Source organism: Corallococcus sp. RDP092CA (assembly GCF_041903675.1).
Taxonomy (GTDB): domain Bacteria; phylum Myxococcota; class Myxococcia; order Myxococcales; family Myxococcaceae; genus Corallococcus.
This window is the reverse complement of record NZ_JAYESI010000043.1, coordinates 44,638-61,810: the sequence shown is the minus strand read 5'-3', so window position 1 is coordinate 61,810 and position 17,173 is coordinate 44,638. Positions and strand designations below refer to the sequence as shown.

The following is a 17,173-nucleotide window of genomic DNA, read 5'->3' as shown; positions in this document are numbered from 1 at the left end:
GTTGAGCACTTCGCGGTGGTCCTTATTGGGACGGCCCCGGGCCGGTTTCTGGGGCGGCAGCAGTCCGGCCAACCGCTCCCATTGCGCGTCTGTCAGCTCTCCTCGGCTCATGCCCTCCTAACATCCGGATCCGCTCAAACTATTTGCGGACACGACCTAGAAGCCCGCCGCGAAGTCCTGGATGCTCCAGAGCAGGCTGTTCTGGTGGTCCAGGCCCTGCGTCGTGGCGTGGTCCGACACGGTCCTGCCCGCCAGGGCGGGGATGCCGGGGCAGCTCAGCTGGCCGTGGATGGCCTGGGCGTAGCCGTTGGTGGTGATGGCGCTCGCCATGCTGGACGTGGTGGGCACCGTCACCTGGCCCGTCGTGCTGACCGTGTTGTCGGCGCCGATGTTGGAGAACGAGACGGCGATCGCCCCCGTGTCGAAGGCGTTGTTCTGGGTGATGAGCTCGTTGATGAGCGGCGCGCCGCCGTTCACGCGCCAGCTGCCCTGCTCCCGCGCGGTGGCCACGCCGCTGATGGTCGTCCGGCCGGTGACGCGCCCCATGTGGTCGAAGCGGGCATTGCACGGCGAGGTGCATGGCACGCTGAGGAAGATGGGGAAGGGCACCGGGAACCACCCGCCCGGCCGGGAGATGAGGATGTCCCACCAGTAGAGGGAGACCCGGCGCGAGCACCTCAACCCCAGCGACAGCTTGCTGGTGCCCGTGACGGTCCGATTGAGGCTCAGCGGATACACCGTGAGGGCGTTGGCGCTCAGCGTGTGCTTCGCGCCCGGCCCGTTCCAGCCATAGAGGCTGCGGTTCGGGTAAGAGACCAGGATGCTCTGGGTGATGGTGGGCGTGTACGTCTTCGTGGAGGTCCAGGCGCAGGTGCAGGGGCCGGAGAGGGGGATGCGCGGGTAGAGCTGGTGCGTGTAGACCAGCGCCTCGCCGCGCAGGTGCGGGAAGTCCTTGGACACCTCCTGCACCAGGTCGTACTCGCCCTGGCCATGCGCCTCGTCGAGCCTGGTGATGGCGGCGTCCAGCTCGCTGCTCACGTGAACGACGTCCTTGTCGGACGTGACGCCCGCGGACACGGTGAGGCTGCACTCCTTGTCGTTCGCGCAGTCCAGGCTCACGTCATAGGGCTGGGTGAACAGCGGTGTGCCCTTGGGGTCCTCCAGCACCAGCTTCTGCGTCCAGCCCGTCTCCCAGGGCTTGTCCAGCGCGCCAAACAGCTTCACCTGGGAGACTTCGCCCGGCTTCGGCGTCACCTGCGCGCCCGCGGTGGGCTTGTCCGCGCCGTCATGGGAGACGAGCTTCGAAGACGGGGGCAGGTCCTCCTGCCGGTCCGTCCACAGGATGCGCGCGGTCAGCTCGCCGTCCTCCATCGCCACGTCGAGCAGGGTGGCGACGTTCGGGCGCGCCTCCCCCCGCGGCTCCGCGGCGTGGGCGGGAGCGCCCAGCAGCAGCCCTCCCAGCGCGAAGGAGGAGACGGTCAGCGAGCGCAACCAGGACGGAACGAGCCCTGACAGGGCTCGCGCGGAGTGATGGGGCATGAGGCAATCCCTTGCGGAGAATGGGGTCCGCCCTCCGACACGGGTCGTCGGAGGGCGGTGTCCTGTCAGAGCAGGTCCCGTGCCAGGGATTGCGCCATGCCTGTCATTGTGGCGGGTTTGGGAGGGAATGCTAGGATTTCCATGACATTGACGAAAACGTTGCTTGCGTGGAGGTGTATCCCGTCGCGTTACACTCCCCTCGCTCGGTGTAGCGCGGAGGGCTACAGGCCGAAGAAGTCCCAGATGCCCTGCGTCAGGCTGCCCTGATTGTCCTGGGTGGTGGCGGTGTCCCAGGCGCGGCCGATGGGGTACAGGGTCCCGCTCGGGATGGGGCACACCACGCTCCCCTGGACGGCCATGGCGTAGCCGTTGCGCACGTGCCCGTAGGGCCACTGGGTGGAGTCCGGGGTGTTGCCGCCGAAGGCATGGAAGGCCTCGCCGGACGTCTGGACGTAGCTGGTGCCGCTGCCCACGTTGTTCACGACGCGGGGCTCATCGAAGGAGTCGTGGGTGGGCGCGAAGATGGACTTCTCCACGACCGGGCTCAGCGCATCGCCCAGGTGGTACGTGCTCTGCTCCTGCGCGGTCCCGTTGAGGAGCGGGCCGGAGCTGTATGCCTCCACGGAGCCGGTGATGCGCCCGTAGTGATTGAACCTGCCGCTGCACGGCCCGACGCAGGTGCTGTAGACGGGCTGGGGCAGGAGCACGGACCTCACCTGGCCGTCGGACTGACGGATGCCCACGGGCTGGAGGCGGGGCGAGCTCAGCGTCCCGCAGCGCAGGCTGAGGGTGACCCGGCTGGTGCCCTGCGCGGACAGGCGCGCATTCGAGGCGCGGTTCCTCAGCGGCCTCGAGTACAGCTCGTGCGCCGCGCCCAGGGTCGTCCCCGAGGTGTTGGTGCGCGAGAAGGACGTCTCCCAGACGCAGTCGCAGCCCTCGGCGGGGCTGTACTTGACCAGGCCCTGGGCGTAGCTCAGGGCCTCGCCGAACAGCGAGGGCTCACGCCGGGCCACCTCGCGCACCAGGTCGAACTGCTTCGTCCCCAGCTCCTTCTCGATGGAGGCGAGGGTCTTCCGCAGGGCGGTGCTCACGTGCACGACCTCGCGGCTGGCGGAGATGCCCGGCGCGGCCGTCAGCTGGCAGGTCTTCTCGTCCTCGCAAGCCAGGCTGACGTCATAGGGCTGGCTGGCCAGCTCCCGGCCCTTCGCCTCGCGCACGACGAGCCGCTGGGCCCAGCCCGTCTCCCACGGCTCCTGCACCGCGCCGGACAGCCTCACCTCCAGCTCCTCGCCGGCCTTCGGCGCCACCCGCTCGCCCGCGGTGAGCGTGTCCGTGCCGTCATAGGACAGGACCTCCACCTCCTCGGGCAGGGACTTCGACTCGGCGGACCAGCGGATGCGCGCGGTCAGCTCGCCGTCCCGCATGGACACGTCGACGATGGTGGCGGGCGCCTCGCGTGCTTCGGCGGCGAGGGCGGGCGCGGCCATGAGCAGGCCGCCCAGGGCGAACGAGGAGCGCGTCAGCGAGCGGAGCCAGGTGGGGGCGAAGGCTCGGGGAGAACGACGGTGCATGGTGCAGTCCCTTGGGAAGAGGGGTTCCGCCATTCCTGACACGGGATGTCAGAATTGGCGGGCCACCCCAAGAGCAGGTTGCGTGCCACGCATGGCCACGGCGGCGCCGGGGGAAGACGCTCGGGTCTTGTAGCGTGGAGCGCTACCGGCCCCGCGGAAGGTTCGCGGCGAGGGCCCCTTTCGTCTTCTCACCCAGGTCCCCCATGACGTGCGCGTGGATGCGGCGCCGGGGGCCCTGCTCGACGCCTGGCGGCGGAGATAGGGACTGGACGAACGGTCTGTCCCGGGCCGCACTCCGCCACTGACAGCGGGGGCGGGACGTGTAGTCTGCCGCCCGTGGGCATCCTCGAGCGGGCACGGGTGGAGTGGTTCGCGGCGGCCTTCGGTCTTGTCGTCGGCACCATGATGGTCTTCGTGCCCTACGAGTTCGGGGCCCCCCTCTTCCAGCTCATCTACCCGTACGTCCGCCCGCTCGGCAGCCTCTTCCTGGTGGGCTCGGCGACGATGCTCGCCGCGATGATGTACCCCACCTGGCCCCCGTTCGTGGGGTGGCTGGGCCGGGCGCTCTTCCTGGGGGCGGTGGCGTTCTACTGGTGGGGCGCCACCGTGATGCCCCGGGGCATCACCGGCTTCGTGCTGTACCCGCTGCTCGCGGGCCTGATGCTGCTGGAGCGGACCCACCGCTTCCGGGAGCGGGGCCTGCTGTCGGTGCTCATCGCCTGCGTGGCGCTGAGCTTCGGCGGGTTGATGGTCCTGGTCCCCGGCAGCGTCATCCGCATGTCGCTGCTGGCGTTCGGGCCGTTCGTCCGGCTCCTGGGCGGAGCCTTCCTGGTGACGGGGACGCTGCTGGCGGTGGGGCTGTGGCGGGGGCGTGGCCGGGCCTGCCGCATCGCCGTGGGAGGCTTGAGCGTCCTGTTCCTGGCCTTGACGCTCGTGCTGGGGTCGCGAGGCTCCTGGTCCGGGATGGGCGTGTACGCGGTGCTGGCCCTGGCCTGTCTGTTGTTGTTGTGGGCGCGCGAGGTGCCCGTGCTGTCCGGGGTGCGCTGGCGGCTGTTTCGGGGCATGGCCCTGGCGTCGGTGCTGCCCATCCTGGCGCTGGGGGCGGTGACGTCCTACGTGGCGCAGCGGGCGCTCGAGGTGGAGCTGCGCGGCAAGGCGCAGCATGCGGTGGTCACGGAGACGGCGTGGCTGGAGCAGAAGACGGCCCTGGCGCGCGCGCTCCTGGGCGCGCAGAGCCGGGACCCGGCCTTCATCGCCGCGGCGCGCACGGGGAACCTGGAGGTCCTGCGCGAGCGGGTGGAGCTGTTGGAGTTCGACTCCGGCCTGTTCGACGCGACGTGGCTGTTGGATTCGACGGGGGAGACGCTGGTGCCCTCCGTGAAGCTGAACCGGCGCACCGGCAACTTCGCGGACCGGGACTACTTCCAGCAGGCCCTGAAGGGCGGAGACCAGGTGCTCCTGTCCAAGCCCTTCCTCAGCCGGGCGGGGGTGCCCTTCGTGGTCTTCACCGCGCCGGTGGAGCTGGGGGATGGCCGGCGCCTGGTGCTGGTGGGCGGGCTGTCCCTGAAGGGGCTGGGCCTCCAGCCGACGCTGGCCTCGAGCAGCTACCACGTGGAGCTGTTCGACCGGCGCGACGGGACGCTGCTGCGCGAGACGGACCGCGGCGACGTGCTCACGCGGGCGCCGGTGCTGGAGGTGCTGCCCCCGGAGGCGCTGGCCGTGCACGAGGGCCAGCGGGAGGTGGTCGGCGCGTCGGGGCGCCGCCTCCTGGCGGCGTACGCGCAGGTGGACGGCACGCCCTGGACGGTGGTGGTGACGGCGCGGCTGCGCGATGCGTTCGCGCCGGTGACGCGCATGGGGGCGTGGGTGGTGGGCACCGCCGTGCTGGCGGGGGCCATCGCGCTGCTCCTGTCGCAGTGGGTGGGGCGGGACGTGGCGGTGAGGCTGGAGACGCTGCGGGACGGCTTCGCCGCGCTGGGCACGCCCGCCTTGGAGCAGCGGGTGCAGGACCGGGGCGACGACGAGGTGGCGCAGCTGGCGTCGGGCTTCAACGACATGGCGGCGCGCATCGACCGGACGCAGAAGGAGCTGCGCGAGGCTATCGCCATCCGGGACCAGTTCCTCTCCATGGCGAGCCACGAGCTGCGCACGCCGCTGACGCCGCTGAAGGCGACGCTGGAGCTGCTCATCCGCCAGTCGGAGTCCAGCGCGGGGCTGACGCCGGAGCGGCAGCGCGCCAGCCTGGAGCGGCTGACGCGGCAGGTGGACCGGCTGACGCGGCTGATTGGCGACATGCTGGACGTGTCGAGGTTGCAGGCCGGGCGCTTCGCGCTGACGGTGGCGTCCATGGACCTGGTGGCGCTGGCGCGCGAGGTGATGGAGCGCGTCCAGTCCACGCGCCCGGAGCGCCAGGGGGTGTTGTCGCTGGACGTCCCGGACGCGCCGCTCGTGGGCCGGTGGGACGAGCAGCGGTTGGATCAACTGCTGACGAACCTGGTGGAGAACGCCCTGCGCTATTCGCCGCCGGGGGCGCCGGTGACCGTGCGGATCCGCGAGGAGGATGGGCAGGTGCGGATGGACGTGGAGGACCACGGCATCGGCATCCCGGCGGAGAGCCTGCCGCAGCTCTTCACGCCCTTCTTCCGCGCGCGCAACGCGGCCGAGCACTACGCCGGAGGACTGGGCCTGGGGCTGGCCATCTGCCGCGAAATCGTGGAGCGCCACGGGGGCCGCATCCAGGCGCGCAGCGAGGGGCCGGGGCAGGGCACGTGCTTCACGGTGTGGCTGCCCCGCTCGGTGGTTGTGGAGCCGGCCTGATGCGCTACGTGGAGGCAAGCCCCTGCGCGGCGTTGGCGCCCTATGTCCGGTGCTACTGGGCGCTGGAGTTGTCGGGCGCGGCGCCGGTGGGGGTGCACCGGGTGCTGCCGGATGGGTGTCTGGACATCCTGGTGGACCTGACGGGCGGGGTGGGGCTGCACGTGGTGGGGGCCATGCGGACGGCGGAGGTGGTGCCGCTGTCTCCGCGCGCGGCCTTCGTCGCGGTGCGCTTCCGGCCGGGGGGCGCGCAGCCGTTCCTGCGGCTGCCGCTGCAGGAGCTGACGGACGCGAAGGTGGCGCTGGGGGACCTCTGGGCGCGCGAGGCGCGCGAGTGGCGGGAGCGGCTGGCGGAGGCGCCGGGGATGGCGGCGCGCTTCGCGCTGCTGGAGCGGCTGTTGTTGGGCAGGCTGCCCGGCCAGGAGGGAGACGTGGGCGTGCGGCGCGCGGTGGACCTCATCCTGGGCGCGAGGGGCCAGGTGCCGGTGCGCACGCTGGAGGAGGTGCTGGGGGTGGGAGCGCGGCAGGTGGAGCGGCGGTTCCACGCGGCGGTGGGGCTGTCGCCGAAGGTGCTGTGCCGCATCGCGAGGTTGCAGCACGCGGTGGAGTTGTCGCGCGGGCTGGCGGGCGCGGAGTGGGCGTTGGCGGCCGGGTACTACGACCAGGCGCACCAGGTGCGGGAGTTCCGGGCGCTGGCGGGGGTGACGCCGGGGGCGTACGTGCGCGAGCAGGCGGAGGTCGGATTCGTCCAATCCTCCCAGGAGGCGGGTGCGTAAGGTGGGGGTGTTCCCACTTGGAGGCGTCACACCATGTCCACCGCGCCGCAGCAGGCCGAGCAGCACCACCGCATCGACTACATCGAGCTTCCCGCGAAGGACCTCGCGGAGGCGAAGCGCTTCTACGGCGCCGTGTTCGGATGGAAGTTCGAGGACTACGGCCCGGACTACACGAGCTTCATGGACGGGCGGATGAACGGCGGCTTCGACAAGGAGCGCGAGGTGTCCAGGGGCGGCGTGTTGCTGGTGCTGTATTCAAGGGACCTGGACGCGACGCTGGCGAAGGTGCGCGAGGCCGGAGGGCGCATCGTGAAGGACACGTTCTCCTTCCCCGGAGGCAAGCGCTTCCACTTCACCGACCCCGCGGGCAACGAGCTGGCGGTGTGGACGGAGCCTTGAATCACTGAGGGGAGGGGCCGGCCGGAGCTGTCTCCGCTCCCGGATGCCCCGGCGAGCTGTCGCGGCCCCTGCATTCGTCTCGGAGCTTGTGGCTGCCTGCCTGGCGAAGCGAGGGCTCGTGATGCGTGGCCCACACCGCCGGCCCCAGGCGAAGAGCGCGGAGGCGCTCTATGCCCGAGGCTGGAGACCCGGAGCGCGCTGCTCCGTGCCTCGGCCCGTCCACCAGTCGCGGATCCATCCGCGGGCGGGCTTCTCCACGCGCTCATAGGCGAGCACGCTCAGGCACACCGCCCCCACACAGAACAACGCCACCGCCCAGGCCGACGTGGGCGACGCGCCCAGCCGCTTGAGCACCGACTTCCAGGCGAACAGCACCGGCATGTGCAGGAGGTAGAGCGCATAGCTCGCCTCCCCCAGGAGGCGCAGCGGCCGGGAGGCCAGCACCCGCGCCGCCCCGCCCTCGCTCCGAGCCAGCAGGAGAATCAGCGCCGCGAACACCGGCGCCAGCAGCCCGTTGTGCAGCAGGGGAAAGGGCAGCGACGAGCTCCCCAGGAGCGCCGCGATGATCCCTCCGCCCACCACCACCAGGAGCGCCGGCCGCGGACGCGGCGCCGCTCCCGCGCGCAGCAGGAAGAGGCGCGCCGCGAGGATGCCCAGGAGGAACTCCGGCAGCCGTGCCAGCGGATTGAAGCGCAGCGCCAGCATCCACGGCCCGGAGTTGTACGCGGACGCCGTGCCCCCGGTGTGGTCCGGATCCGCCACCATGTAGAGCGCCGGGAGCAGCAGCGCGGCCCCATACGCCAGCGCCGCGCCCACCGCGAGCGCCCGCGTCCCCAGCCGGTTCATCCGTCCCGCCAGGAAGGGGAAGGCCGCGTAGAAGACCGCCTCCACCGCGAGCGACCAGCCCGCGCCGTTCCACGCCATCGCCGTCCACGGTGTCCAGCTCTGGAGGAGCAGCGGCGCGACCACCAGCGCCTCCGCCTGTCGCAACGCCTCGGACGGCTCCACCGCCCACGTGTCGCGCAGTCCCTTGAGGTACGCGGGCGCGGCGAGGGCCAGACCCAGCACATAGATGGGATAGATGCGCGCGAAGCGGGCCACCCAGAACGCCTTGCGAGCCTCGCGCGTGTCCAGCGGCCGCTCCAGGTAGTTGTAGCCGAGGATGAAGCCCGACAGGACGAAGAAGAAGCTGACGCCCACGTACCCGCTGTCGAGCAGCCCGTGCAGCCCGGGCGGGGCCTCCGTGCCGGTGAAGACCAGGTGATACACGTGGTACGCGACGACGTGCGCGGCTGCGAGGAATCGCAGCCCCGTGAGCGCATCCAGTTGCTGCCGGGGAGAGGCCATGACGGCCGCGAGTCTCGCAGCCCCCCGAGCATCCCTCAATCGGACCCTGCGCCATGGAGCTGCTCGGCTGCTGGGGAGACGCATTCTCAAAACCTGTCCGACAGTCGGACAGGGTCGAGTCGGCTGAGACCCGAACGACCGCTCACGGCTCCCGGACGGCAGTTGGCTCCTGGAGCCGAAAAATCGGCCTCAGCGACAGACCAGACGTCCAGGACTCGAGTTTGGGACGCACGCATGGCGAAGCACCGGGGTGGACGCCGAAGGGACCTGCGGTGTCGCCTATGGAAGCCAGGGCCCGCGCCCCCTGCCGGACGCGCTTCTCGGTGTGCCTGCGCGAATGGACGATTCAGGACCACGGGCGGGGCCGCCCGCCGGGCGCGCTGTCTCAAAACCTGTCCGACAGTCGGACAGGTTTTCGCCGCCCGAGGCCCGGGGCTGCATCGGCGACACGGGCGATGCGAACGGTGGGCTCCCGCATCCATGTCAGACCCCCATGGTTGGATGGCGATGCTGGGACGAGAAGGGGGATGGGGATGGGACGGGGTGGACTCGTGGCGTATGTGGAAGCAGAGCTTGAGCGCAAGATCGCGCTGGGGCAGCTTCACCCGTCCGGGCAGTTCGCCTCGGAAGTGGAGCTGGCGCGCCGCATGAACGTGTGCAGGGGCACCATGCGCGAGGCACTGCGGCGGCTGGCGGCGCGGGGCCTGGTGGTGCAGCGCCCCGGGTGTAAGACGCGAGCGGTGGCGCTGGATGAGTCGCTGACGCTGGAGAACCTGGGGCTGGCGCTGCATGACGCGCGCTCGCCAAATGCCCGGTGGCTCTTGGAGGGTTACTTCAGCCTCCGGCGGCAGGTGCTGGTGGAGCTCCTTGTCGACTGCTGTGCGAAGGCCTCCGAGCGGGACATGGACCACCTGGGGAGCCTCTGCTTCCGGCTTTGGGACGCGGCGAAGTGGGAATCGGGAGAACGGTGCGCCCAGGTGGAATTCGAGCTGCTGCGACTGGCGGCCCGGGTGGCGGAGCGGCCCGGGCATGTGCTCCTGGTGCAATCCCTGCAACGGGCCTTCCTGGGAGGCGCGTCCCGATTGCTGCCCTTCATGGATGGGGAAGCGCTGCGACAATGGGTCATTTGCGCGCAGGAGGCGCTGAGGGAGCGTGACACGGGGAGGCTCCTGCACGAGCTGCCAACGCTGATGAAGGCATGCGATGAGCGCTTGTTGGACGCCTTCGCTCCCGTTCCCAGGAAGCCGGCCTCCCCCGAGGACTCGCGCTCTCAGGAGGGCTTCATCGACGATTCCGTGTCCGTCGCCGCGCAGGATGAATCATTGGAGGCATCCCCCCGTGGTGGGGAGCACGGCCTCAGCCAGCCCACGGCAGCCATCGAAGACGAAGAGGCGCCAGCCAGTGCCCCTTTCCTCCCTGAAGAACCAGACCGAGAAATGCCGCGGTTACCGGCTGCGATTGAACTCACCAGACGGATCGAAGGTTCATGCCCTGGCTGTCTAACACACCGCGCGAAGGCGCTCGTGGACGCGCCGTGTGTCCCTTTGTGCGTGAAGCTGGAAATGGCGCCCCCCGCTTGGGCGTAGAAGGGGCCACATGCTCAGCCTGCGCAATCTGGTGAAGGTGTATCCGGGCCCGGTGACGGCCCTGCGGGGTGTGGACCTGGACGTCCCCCGGGGGATGTTCGGGCTGCTCGGACCCAACGGCGCGGGCAAGTCCACGCTGATGAAGATCCTCTCCGGCCTGCTGGAGCCGACCTCGGGCGAGGTGACGCTCGATGGCCTGGACCTCGTGCGCCATCCGGAGGCGCTGCGCCCGCACCTGGGCTACCTGCCGCAGGAGTTCGGCTTCTACCCGTACCTCTCCGGGCAGGACATGCTGCGCTACCTGCTGGAGCTCAAGGGCGTCACCGCGCCACAGGGGCTGAAGGCCCTGTGCGACCAGCTGCTGGAGCGCGTGAACCTCACCTTCGCGGCGAAGCGCAAGGTGAAGGAGTACTCCGGCGGCATGCGGCAGCGGCTGGGCATCGCGCAGGCCCTGGCCGGTGACCCGAAGCTCATCATCGTGGACGAGCCCACCGCGGGCCTGGACCCCGAGGAGCGCCAGCGCTTCTACCGGCTGCTCGCGGAGGTGGCCCACGAGCGCACGGTGCTCCTGTCCACGCACATCGTGGAGGACGTGGCCATGCTCTGCCCGCGCTTCGCCGTCATCCGCCACGGCCGCGTGGTGGCCATCACCAGCCCCACGGAGGCGAAGGCCGCCCTCCACGACACCCTCTTCGAGGGCACCGTCCCCCCGGCCGACATGGCCACCTTCCAGCAGGCCCACCGCGTCACCCAGGCCGTGCTCTTCGAGGGCAGGAACCGCGTGCGCATCCACGCGGCCCCGGGCGCTCCCGTGCCCCCGGGCTTCGAGCGCACGCCGCCCACCCTGGAGGACGCCTACCTCCTCCTGATGAAGGACGCGCCCGAGCCCACGTCCCCAGCGCCCACGGCCCCCGAGTCCGCCCCGGCGGTGGGCACGTGAACGCGGCCCGGCTCTGGCGCGTGGCGCGCACGGAGTGGCGCCACCAGACACGGCGCCCGCTGTTCTGGGTGCTGCTCGTGCTGCTGGTGGCGGTGGTGTGGGGCGTGTCCTCGGGCAACGTCACCATCGACGCGGGCAGCACGGAGGTGGGCGGCAAGAAGGCGTGGATCACCAGCGCCTTCGCCGTCGCGCAGACGGTGCTGCTGCTCACCTTCCTGCTGTTCACCTTCTTCGTGTCCGTGGGCGCGGGCATGGCCGTCATCTCCGACGACGAGTCCCGCGTGCAGCCGCTCCTGCACACCACGCCGCTGACGCCCGCGGAGTACGTGTGGGGCAAGTTCGCGGGCGTGCTGGGCGTGTACGTGCTGGCGCTCGGGTGGATGATGGGGCTGCTCGTCTTCTTCCACCACGTCGTGCCGGCGGGCGCGGACGCGGAGTTCCGCGGCCCCTTCGCGTGGGGGAACTACGTGGGCGCCGCGGTGTGGTTCGGCCTGCCGCTGGTTGTCTTCATGGCGGGCATGGCCTTCGCCACGGGCGAGCGCACGCGCCGCGCGGTGCCGGTGTACTTCCTGCCGGTGGGGCTGTTCTTCCTCTGCGCCTTCTTCCTCTGGGACTGGTCCCCCGGCTGGCTGGACCCGCGCGTGAACCGGCTCCTGATGGCGCTGGACCCCGGCGGCTTCCGGTGGCTCACGGAGACGTGGATCAAGGTGGACCGGGGCGTGGACTTCTACAACACGCAGCCCGTGGGGCTGGACGCCCTCTTCGTCGCCAGCCGCTTCGTGCTCATGGCCCTGGGCCTGGGCGCGGTGGCCTGGAGTGAGCGCCACTTCCGCCGCGCGCTCCGGGGCGAGGTGCACACGAAGGCCCCGCGCAAGGGTGGGGTCCTGGACGTGCCTCCCAGGCAGGTGGCGCTGTCGCACGCGGAGGCGCCCTTGGCCGCGCTGCGCATGGGGGTCCGCCCGCCGGGCTTCGGGGCGGGGCTGTGGACGGTGGCGCGCGCGGAGGGGCGGGGCCTGCTGTCGCAGCCGGGGCTCTACCTGTTCCTGCCGCTCCTGATGTTGCAGATGGTGTCCCAGGGCGCCACGGCGGTGGGCCCCTTCGACACGAGCCTGCTGCTGGTGCCCGGCCGCTTCGCGGTGCGCACGATGGGGCAGGCGTCCGTGCTCGTGTGTCTGTTGTTGATGTTCTACGTGGTGGAGTCGCTGGAGCGCGAGCAGGCCTCCCACTTCGCGCCCATCCACGACGCGACCCCGGTGCGCACGCTGTCGGTGCTGCTGGGCAAGGCGCTGGCGAACAGCCTGGTGGCGGTGGCGCTGCTCGGGGCCATGGCGCTCGCGGGCACGCTGGTGCAGGTGTCCCAGGGGAAGGTGCCGCTGTCGCTGACGCCGTACGTGCTCGTGTGGGGGCTGCTGCTGTTCCCCACGTTCCTCCTGTGGACGGGCTTCATCCTGGCCGCGCGCGCCGCGACGGGGGGCCGCTTCGGCACCTACGCGCTGGCCCTGGCGGCGCTGGGCCTCACCGGCTACCTGTCCGTGCGGGGCGAGCTCACCTGGGTGACGAACTGGCCGCTGTGGGAGGCGGTGCGGTGGACCGACCTGGGCGCCTTCCAGATGGACCGCGCCGCGCTGGTGCTCAACCGCGTGGCCGCGCTGGGCGGGGCCGTCTTCTTCACCGCGCTGGCGGTGCGCCTGGATGGCCGGCGCGTCCGCGACCCGGTGACGACGCTGGAGGGCCTGAAGCCCTCGGGCCTCGCGCGCGGACTGCGGCGGCTGGCGCCGTACCTGGCGGTGCCGGGGGTGGCGCTGACGTGGCTGGGCCTCCTGGTGGGGCAGGGCCACCAGGGCGCGGCGGCGAAGAAGCGCGCGAAGGAGTACTGGCAGAAGAACCTGGCGACGTGGAAGGACGCGCCGCAGCCCATGCTGGCGGACGTGGACCTGGACGTGGACCTGGAGCCGGAGGCGAGCGCCTTCCGCATGAAGGGCACGTACACGCTGATGAACCGGCACGCCGTGGCGCTGCCGCGCTTCGCCCTCAGCGGCGGCGATGGCTGGACGGACGTGCGCTGGACGCTGGAGGGCCAGGACGTGACGCCGGAGGACCGCGCCGGGCTGTATGTCTTCACGCCGTCCACGCCGCTGGCTCCCGGGGCGAAGGTGACGGTGGGCTTCCAGTACGCGGGCCACGTGCCCGCTGGTGTGTCCCGCGCGGGCGGCGAGCTCAAGGAGTTCATCCTCCCCTCGGGCGCGGTGCTCACCAGCGAGACGCCCACGTTCGCGCCGGTGGTGGGCTATGAGGAGGAGCGCGGCATCGACCCGAAGGAGAACCGCTACGAGCCGCGCGTGTACCCGGACGACTTCTACGAGGGGCCCACGGAGTCCGCGTGGGGCAGCAACATGCCGTTCCCCTTCCGCATCCGCGTCAGCGGTCCGGAGGCCTACACGCTCAACTCCGTGGGCGTGCGCGAGAGCGACACGGTGAAGGACGGCCGCCGCACCACCGTGTGGCGGAGCGACTACCCGGTGAGCTTCTTCAACGTCATCGCGGGGAGGTGGACCCGCGTGGAGGGCGCGGGCGCGGTGGTGTTCCACGACCCGGCGCACGGCTACAACGTGCCGGAGATGATGCGGGGGCTGGAGGCCGCGCGCCGGTACTACTCGGAGTGGTTCCACCCGTTCCCGTGGGCGGAGCTGAAGCTGTCCGAGTTCGCCGGCCTGGCCAACTACGCGCAGGGCTTCCCCACGGACATCACCTTCTCGGAGTCCATCGGGTTCCTCACGCGCACCACGCCCGAGTCGAACGCGGTGCTGCTCGTCACCGCGCACGAGGCCGCGCACCAGTGGTGGGGCAACCTGCTCATCCCCGGCAAGGGCCCCGGCGGCAACGTGCTGTCGGAGGGGATGTCGCACTACTCGGCGCTGAAGCTCATCGAGCAGCTCGACGGGCAGGAGGCGCGCCGCCAGACCGCGAAGCGCATGGAGGAGCGCTACGGCAAGGACCGCCGCGTGGACGCGGAGCAGCCGCTGGTGAAGCTGGACGGCTCGCGCGACGGCGACACGGTGGTCCTCTACGAGAAGGGCGGGTGGACGTTCTGGATGCTGGAGGACCTGATGGGCCGCGACGCGATGCACGCGGGGCTCCAGGCCTTCCTGCGGCAGTCCATGAACAACGCGGACCACCCGGTGCTGCAGGACCTCCTCGCGGTGATGCGCCCCTTCGCCCCCTCGCCGGAGGCCTTCGATCGGTTCACCCGGCAGGCCTTCTTCGGGGTCGTGGTGCCCGAGTACCGCGTCACCGACGCGCGCGTGACGAGGTCCGGCGGCCAGTGGGTGACCACGGCGACGGTGACGAACGTGGGCACGGGCCGCATGCCCGTGGAGGTGGCGGTGACGAAGGCAGGGGCGTCCGCCGCGCCCGCGGGCTTCGCGGAGGCCGTGACGCGCGTGGAGCCCGGCGCGGGCGAGTCCGCGCAGGTGACGCTGCGCTCGGAGTTCGAGCCGGAGCGGCTGGTGGTGGATCCGGACGTGCGCGTGCTCCAGCTGCGCCGCGAGCAGGCCCAGGCGAAGCTCACGCTTCCGTGACACGGTGACACGCATGCTCCGGCCGCTGGGATATGAAGCTCACGCTTCCGTGACACGATGACACGCGTGCTCCGGCCGCTGGGACACGGTGTCACGAGATGGGACGCCACCGGCGCGTCGCTCCCTCTGGGGGCGGCTGGCACAGCGGTTGCCATGGGCGTCTTCCGGCACGGCGGGCCCTGGGGGTCCGGCTTCATGACGGGGGTTCATCCGATGGTCGCAGCGCAGTGGAAGCTGGGGGTGTCGTTGGCGCTGGTGTCAGCGGTGGCGTTCGCGGAGGAGGGCATCACGACAGGGTCGTTCCCGGTGGAGCGGCACAACGTGGTGACGGTGTCCCTCCCCATCCAGGGCCTCGACGGCCAGGTGTCGCTCGAGGGCGAGCGCGTGCTGGGCGAGCGCTTCTCGGTGGGTCTGGGCGTGTTCGCGGCCCTCACCCACAACCGGTCGCGGCAGGACGTGGTTGGGGGGAGCACCGCCCTGGGCTACGACTCCACCACCTATCACTTCGGCCTGGCGCCCGGCGTGCGCTTCTACCTGACGGGCCGGGCGCCCCAGGGCCTCTGGCTGTCCCCGCGCCTGGAGGTGGCCGTGGGCGGGAATTCCTACTCACGGGTGCCGGAGAGCGAGGGCGTGGGCGCCTCGCTGTTGGACAACAACTCGGACACCTGGTCCCTGGGGGGAACGGCGATCCTGGGCTACAGCGTGGTGCTGGAGCCCGGCTTCACGGTGCAGGGCGGCGTGGGCCTGGGTGCCCGGCGTGAGGCGAACTCCTATGACATCGGCGCCCTGCTGGGGCCCGTGGGTGAAGCGAGCACGACGCGGGTCCACGAGTCGAGCTGGCGCCTCACCCAGCGCATCGTGGTCAACCTGGGCTGGGCCTTCTGACGTCAGGGCGCGTGGGCCTGCGGGCTCACGGTCCACGGCGTGCGGGTGGCGTCCACCCACAGGAGCTGGAGGTCCCAGTTGCCGGGCGCGGCCCCGGGCGTATCGGTGGCGACGGCGAAGGCGCGCGTGTCCGGCTGGGGCGTCACGGAGAAGCTCGTGCGCGGCGCGCGGTTGGCGTCGTTGGACGGCACCACCCCCAGCGTGACGGTGCTCCCGGAGGGCAGCGGCAGGCCGTCCTGCGCGGTGGCGGAGGCGAAGGGCACGTCGAGGAACGGCGCGTCCGGCAACACGCGGCGCTCCGAGCCCAGCGGGCCCACGTCCACGGCGGGCGTGTCCGCCGCCGCGTGCACCCAGCGCAGGCGCAGGTTGGTGGGGTCGCTCGCGAAGCGCTCCGTGAGGGGCAGCAGCGTGAAGGGCGCCGCCGCGGGCCGGGGCGGCGCGAGGTAGCCCGCGGCGACCATCAGGTAGCGCTCGCCGGGGACGAGCGTGGGCGTCGTCACCGTCACCACCGGCGCGCCCGTGGGGCGCTCCGTCCCGGGCGCGGCGGCGAAGAAGTCCAGGGTGTACGCGCCCGGCGGCACCTGGAGCGGCGAGGTCAGCGCGCCATGGGCGAGGCCGCCGGACAGCTCGCGGTCGCTGGCGAAGAGGTCCAGCGCGGGCGCGTCCGGCGACGCGTGCAGCACGTACACCGTCGGGTCCTGCCGGAGGATGGCCAGCGTGCCGTCGCGCCCCGCGGTGAGCAGCGAGAAGCCGTCTCCCGCGCGCGCGGGCGCGGACATCAGGCCCGTGGCGACGATGAGCGTGTCGGTGCCGGAGCCGGCCGCGGGCACGGTGAACGACGTCAGCGCCTGGCCGTCCGCGCGCAGGCCCACCTGGAACGCGGCGCCCGAGGGCAGCGCCAGCGCCTCCTCTCCCGAGTCCTGGAAGCGCGCGAGGGACTCCACCTCCACCGAGCCGTCATTGCCCAGGTCCACGCCCACCGTCGGCGCGTCCGTGCCGGCGTTGACGATGCGCACGCGCGTCTGGCCGCCGTCCGCGGGCACGGTGTTGTCGCGCAGGAGCAGCGTGCGCATCGCCGCGCTGGCGTCCGTGGAGCCGAAGGCGCCCGCGGTTACCACCGTCCAGCGCGTCCCCGCCTCCATGCCCACGCGCTGGGACAGGACGGGCGGCGAGCTGGCCGCCGCGCCCGTGGGCCGCAGCTCCACGGTGACGGCGCCCGCGTCGCGCGTGAGGTAGGCGGTGGTGGCGCCATAGGCCACGGCCCGGGCCACGGGCGTGGGGTCTCCGGCGAGGTAGACGTCCATCGCGGGCGAGCCCGGCGCGGCCTGCACGAGGCGCAGCTGCGCCTGCGTGGGCGGGACGAGCACCGGACCGTCCTGGGTGGGCGGCGTCTCGGAGTCCTCCGCCGAGCCGCCTCCGCACGCGGGCGCGAGCGCCCCCAGCGACGTGAGCGCGACGACGAGCAGTGTCTTCCCCCGCATCCAGGCCATGTCGAAGTCCCCTCCTCGGCGGGCCGCGGACGCGGCTCGGCGCCGATGTCGACAGGGGTAAGGGTGGGCATCACCTCCAGGCCGGCGAACCCCCACGCGAGGGCCACTGTCCGCCCGTGACGTTGTGCACCGGCGCACGTCGCAAGTCCCGGGCATCACGGGCGGGGAGGCTCCAGGGAGACCCCGCGTGCGCGCTACCCGGCCGCCGCGCCGCGGCATCGAGGCAGGTGGCCTCGCGGGCCAAGCCC

General features: G+C 71.7%; 11 protein-coding genes. 7 read left to right on the top strand and 4 right to left on the bottom strand.

The features are described from left to right. Positions 1–156: 156 nt before the first annotated feature. Together U8525_RS31420 and U8525_RS31415 are read right to left on the bottom strand one after the other, a co-directional pair. A complete protein-coding gene (locus tag U8525_RS31420) occupies positions 157–1,539 on the bottom strand; it encodes a hypothetical protein (RefSeq protein WP_374270402.1) in 1,383 nt (460 codons plus the stop codon). A gap of 221 nt (positions 1,540–1,760) precedes the next feature. Next, entirely contained in the window at positions 1,761–3,110 is a 1,350-nt protein-coding gene (locus U8525_RS31415; RefSeq protein ID WP_374270401.1) for a hypothetical protein, read from the bottom strand. A 336-nt stretch (positions 3,111–3,446) separates the two neighbouring features. On the opposite strand from U8525_RS31415, the gene U8525_RS31410 reads away from it, so the two are divergent. From U8525_RS31410 to U8525_RS31400, 3 genes are read left to right on the top strand one after another with little or no spacing between them, the layout of a single operon-like run. Then, the gene (locus U8525_RS31410) at positions 3,447–5,927 is read left to right on the top strand and encodes an ATP-binding protein (protein WP_374270400.1); all 2,481 of its coding nucleotides are present in this window, start codon (positions 3,447–3,449) and stop codon (positions 5,925–5,927) included. Then, positions 5,927–6,700 carry a DUF6597 domain-containing transcriptional factor gene (locus U8525_RS31405; protein WP_374270399.1) on the top strand — a complete coding sequence of 258 codons (774 nt, stop codon included), beginning with the start codon at positions 5,927–5,929 and terminating at the stop codon, positions 6,698–6,700. The genes U8525_RS31410 and U8525_RS31405 overlap by 1 nt, the downstream gene beginning before the upstream one ends. A gap of 33 nt (positions 6,701–6,733) precedes the next feature. Continuing rightward, complete coding sequence (locus U8525_RS31400; RefSeq protein WP_374270398.1) at positions 6,734–7,099, top strand: VOC family protein; 366 nt, start codon at positions 6,734–6,736, stop codon at positions 7,097–7,099. A gap of 168 nt (positions 7,100–7,267) precedes the next feature. On the opposite strand, the gene U8525_RS31395 is transcribed toward U8525_RS31400, so the two are convergent. Further along, entirely contained in the window at positions 7,268–8,446 is a 1,179-nt protein-coding gene (locus U8525_RS31395) for an acyltransferase family protein (protein ID WP_374270397.1), read from the bottom strand. Positions 8,447–8,973: 527 nt separating this feature from the next. Here U8525_RS31395 and U8525_RS31390 point away from each other — a divergent pair. The 4 genes from U8525_RS31390 (at position 8,974) to U8525_RS31375 (ending at position 15,435) form a co-directional block, all read left to right on the top strand. Further along, positions 8,974–10,032: a FadR/GntR family transcriptional regulator gene (locus U8525_RS31390; RefSeq protein ID WP_374270396.1), complete on the top strand. Its 1,059-nt coding sequence runs from the start codon at positions 8,974–8,976 to the stop codon at positions 10,030–10,032. Positions 10,033–10,042: 10 nt separating this feature from the next. Continuing rightward, a complete protein-coding gene (locus U8525_RS31385) occupies positions 10,043–10,972 on the top strand; it encodes an ABC transporter ATP-binding protein (RefSeq protein WP_374270395.1) in 930 nt (309 codons plus the stop codon). After that, entirely contained in the window at positions 10,969–14,550 is a 3,582-nt protein-coding gene (locus tag U8525_RS31380; RefSeq protein WP_374270394.1) for a M1 family aminopeptidase, read from the top strand. Before U8525_RS31385 ends, U8525_RS31380 begins: the two co-directional genes overlap by 4 nt. 213 nt (positions 14,551–14,763) lie before the next feature. Next, positions 14,764–15,435, top strand: coding sequence for a hypothetical protein (locus U8525_RS31375; protein ID WP_374270393.1), 672 nt, complete (start codon positions 14,764–14,766; stop codon positions 15,433–15,435). A 2-nt stretch (positions 15,436–15,437) separates the two neighbouring features. Here the strand turns inward: U8525_RS31375 and U8525_RS31370 are convergent, their stop codons facing one another. Then, positions 15,438–16,925: a DUF4397 domain-containing protein gene (locus U8525_RS31370; protein ID WP_374270392.1), complete on the bottom strand. Its 1,488-nt coding sequence runs from the start codon at positions 16,923–16,925 to the stop codon at positions 15,438–15,440. Between the last annotated feature and the right edge of the window lie 248 nt (positions 16,926–17,173).

Excerpts from the sequence above, each read along its gene's own strand:
- U8525_RS31400 (WP_374270398.1), top strand. The coding sequence starts at position 6,734 with ATGTCCACCGCGCCGCAGCAGGCCGAGCAGCACCACCGCATCGACTAC.
- U8525_RS31415 (WP_374270401.1), bottom strand. The coding sequence starts at position 3,110 with ATGCACCGTCGTTCTCCCCGAGCCTTCGCCCCCACCTGGCTCCGCTCG.
- U8525_RS31405 (WP_374270399.1), top strand. The coding sequence starts at position 5,927 with ATGCGCTACGTGGAGGCAAGCCCCTGCGCGGCGTTGGCGCCCTATGTC.
- U8525_RS31390 (WP_374270396.1), top strand. The coding sequence starts at position 8,974 with ATGGGGATGGGACGGGGTGGACTCGTGGCGTATGTGGAAGCAGAGCTT.
- U8525_RS31420 (WP_374270402.1), bottom strand. The coding sequence starts at position 1,539 with ATGCCCCATCACTCCGCGCGAGCCCTGTCAGGGCTCGTTCCGTCCTGG.
- U8525_RS31385 (WP_374270395.1), top strand. The coding sequence starts at position 10,043 with ATGCTCAGCCTGCGCAATCTGGTGAAGGTGTATCCGGGCCCGGTGACG.
- U8525_RS31395 (WP_374270397.1), bottom strand. The coding sequence starts at position 8,446 with ATGGCCTCTCCCCGGCAGCAACTGGATGCGCTCACGGGGCTGCGATTC.
- U8525_RS31370 (WP_374270392.1), bottom strand. The coding sequence starts at position 16,925 with ATGGCCTGGATGCGGGGGAAGACACTGCTCGTCGTCGCGCTCACGTCG.
- U8525_RS31375 (WP_374270393.1), top strand. The coding sequence starts at position 14,764 with ATGGTCGCAGCGCAGTGGAAGCTGGGGGTGTCGTTGGCGCTGGTGTCA.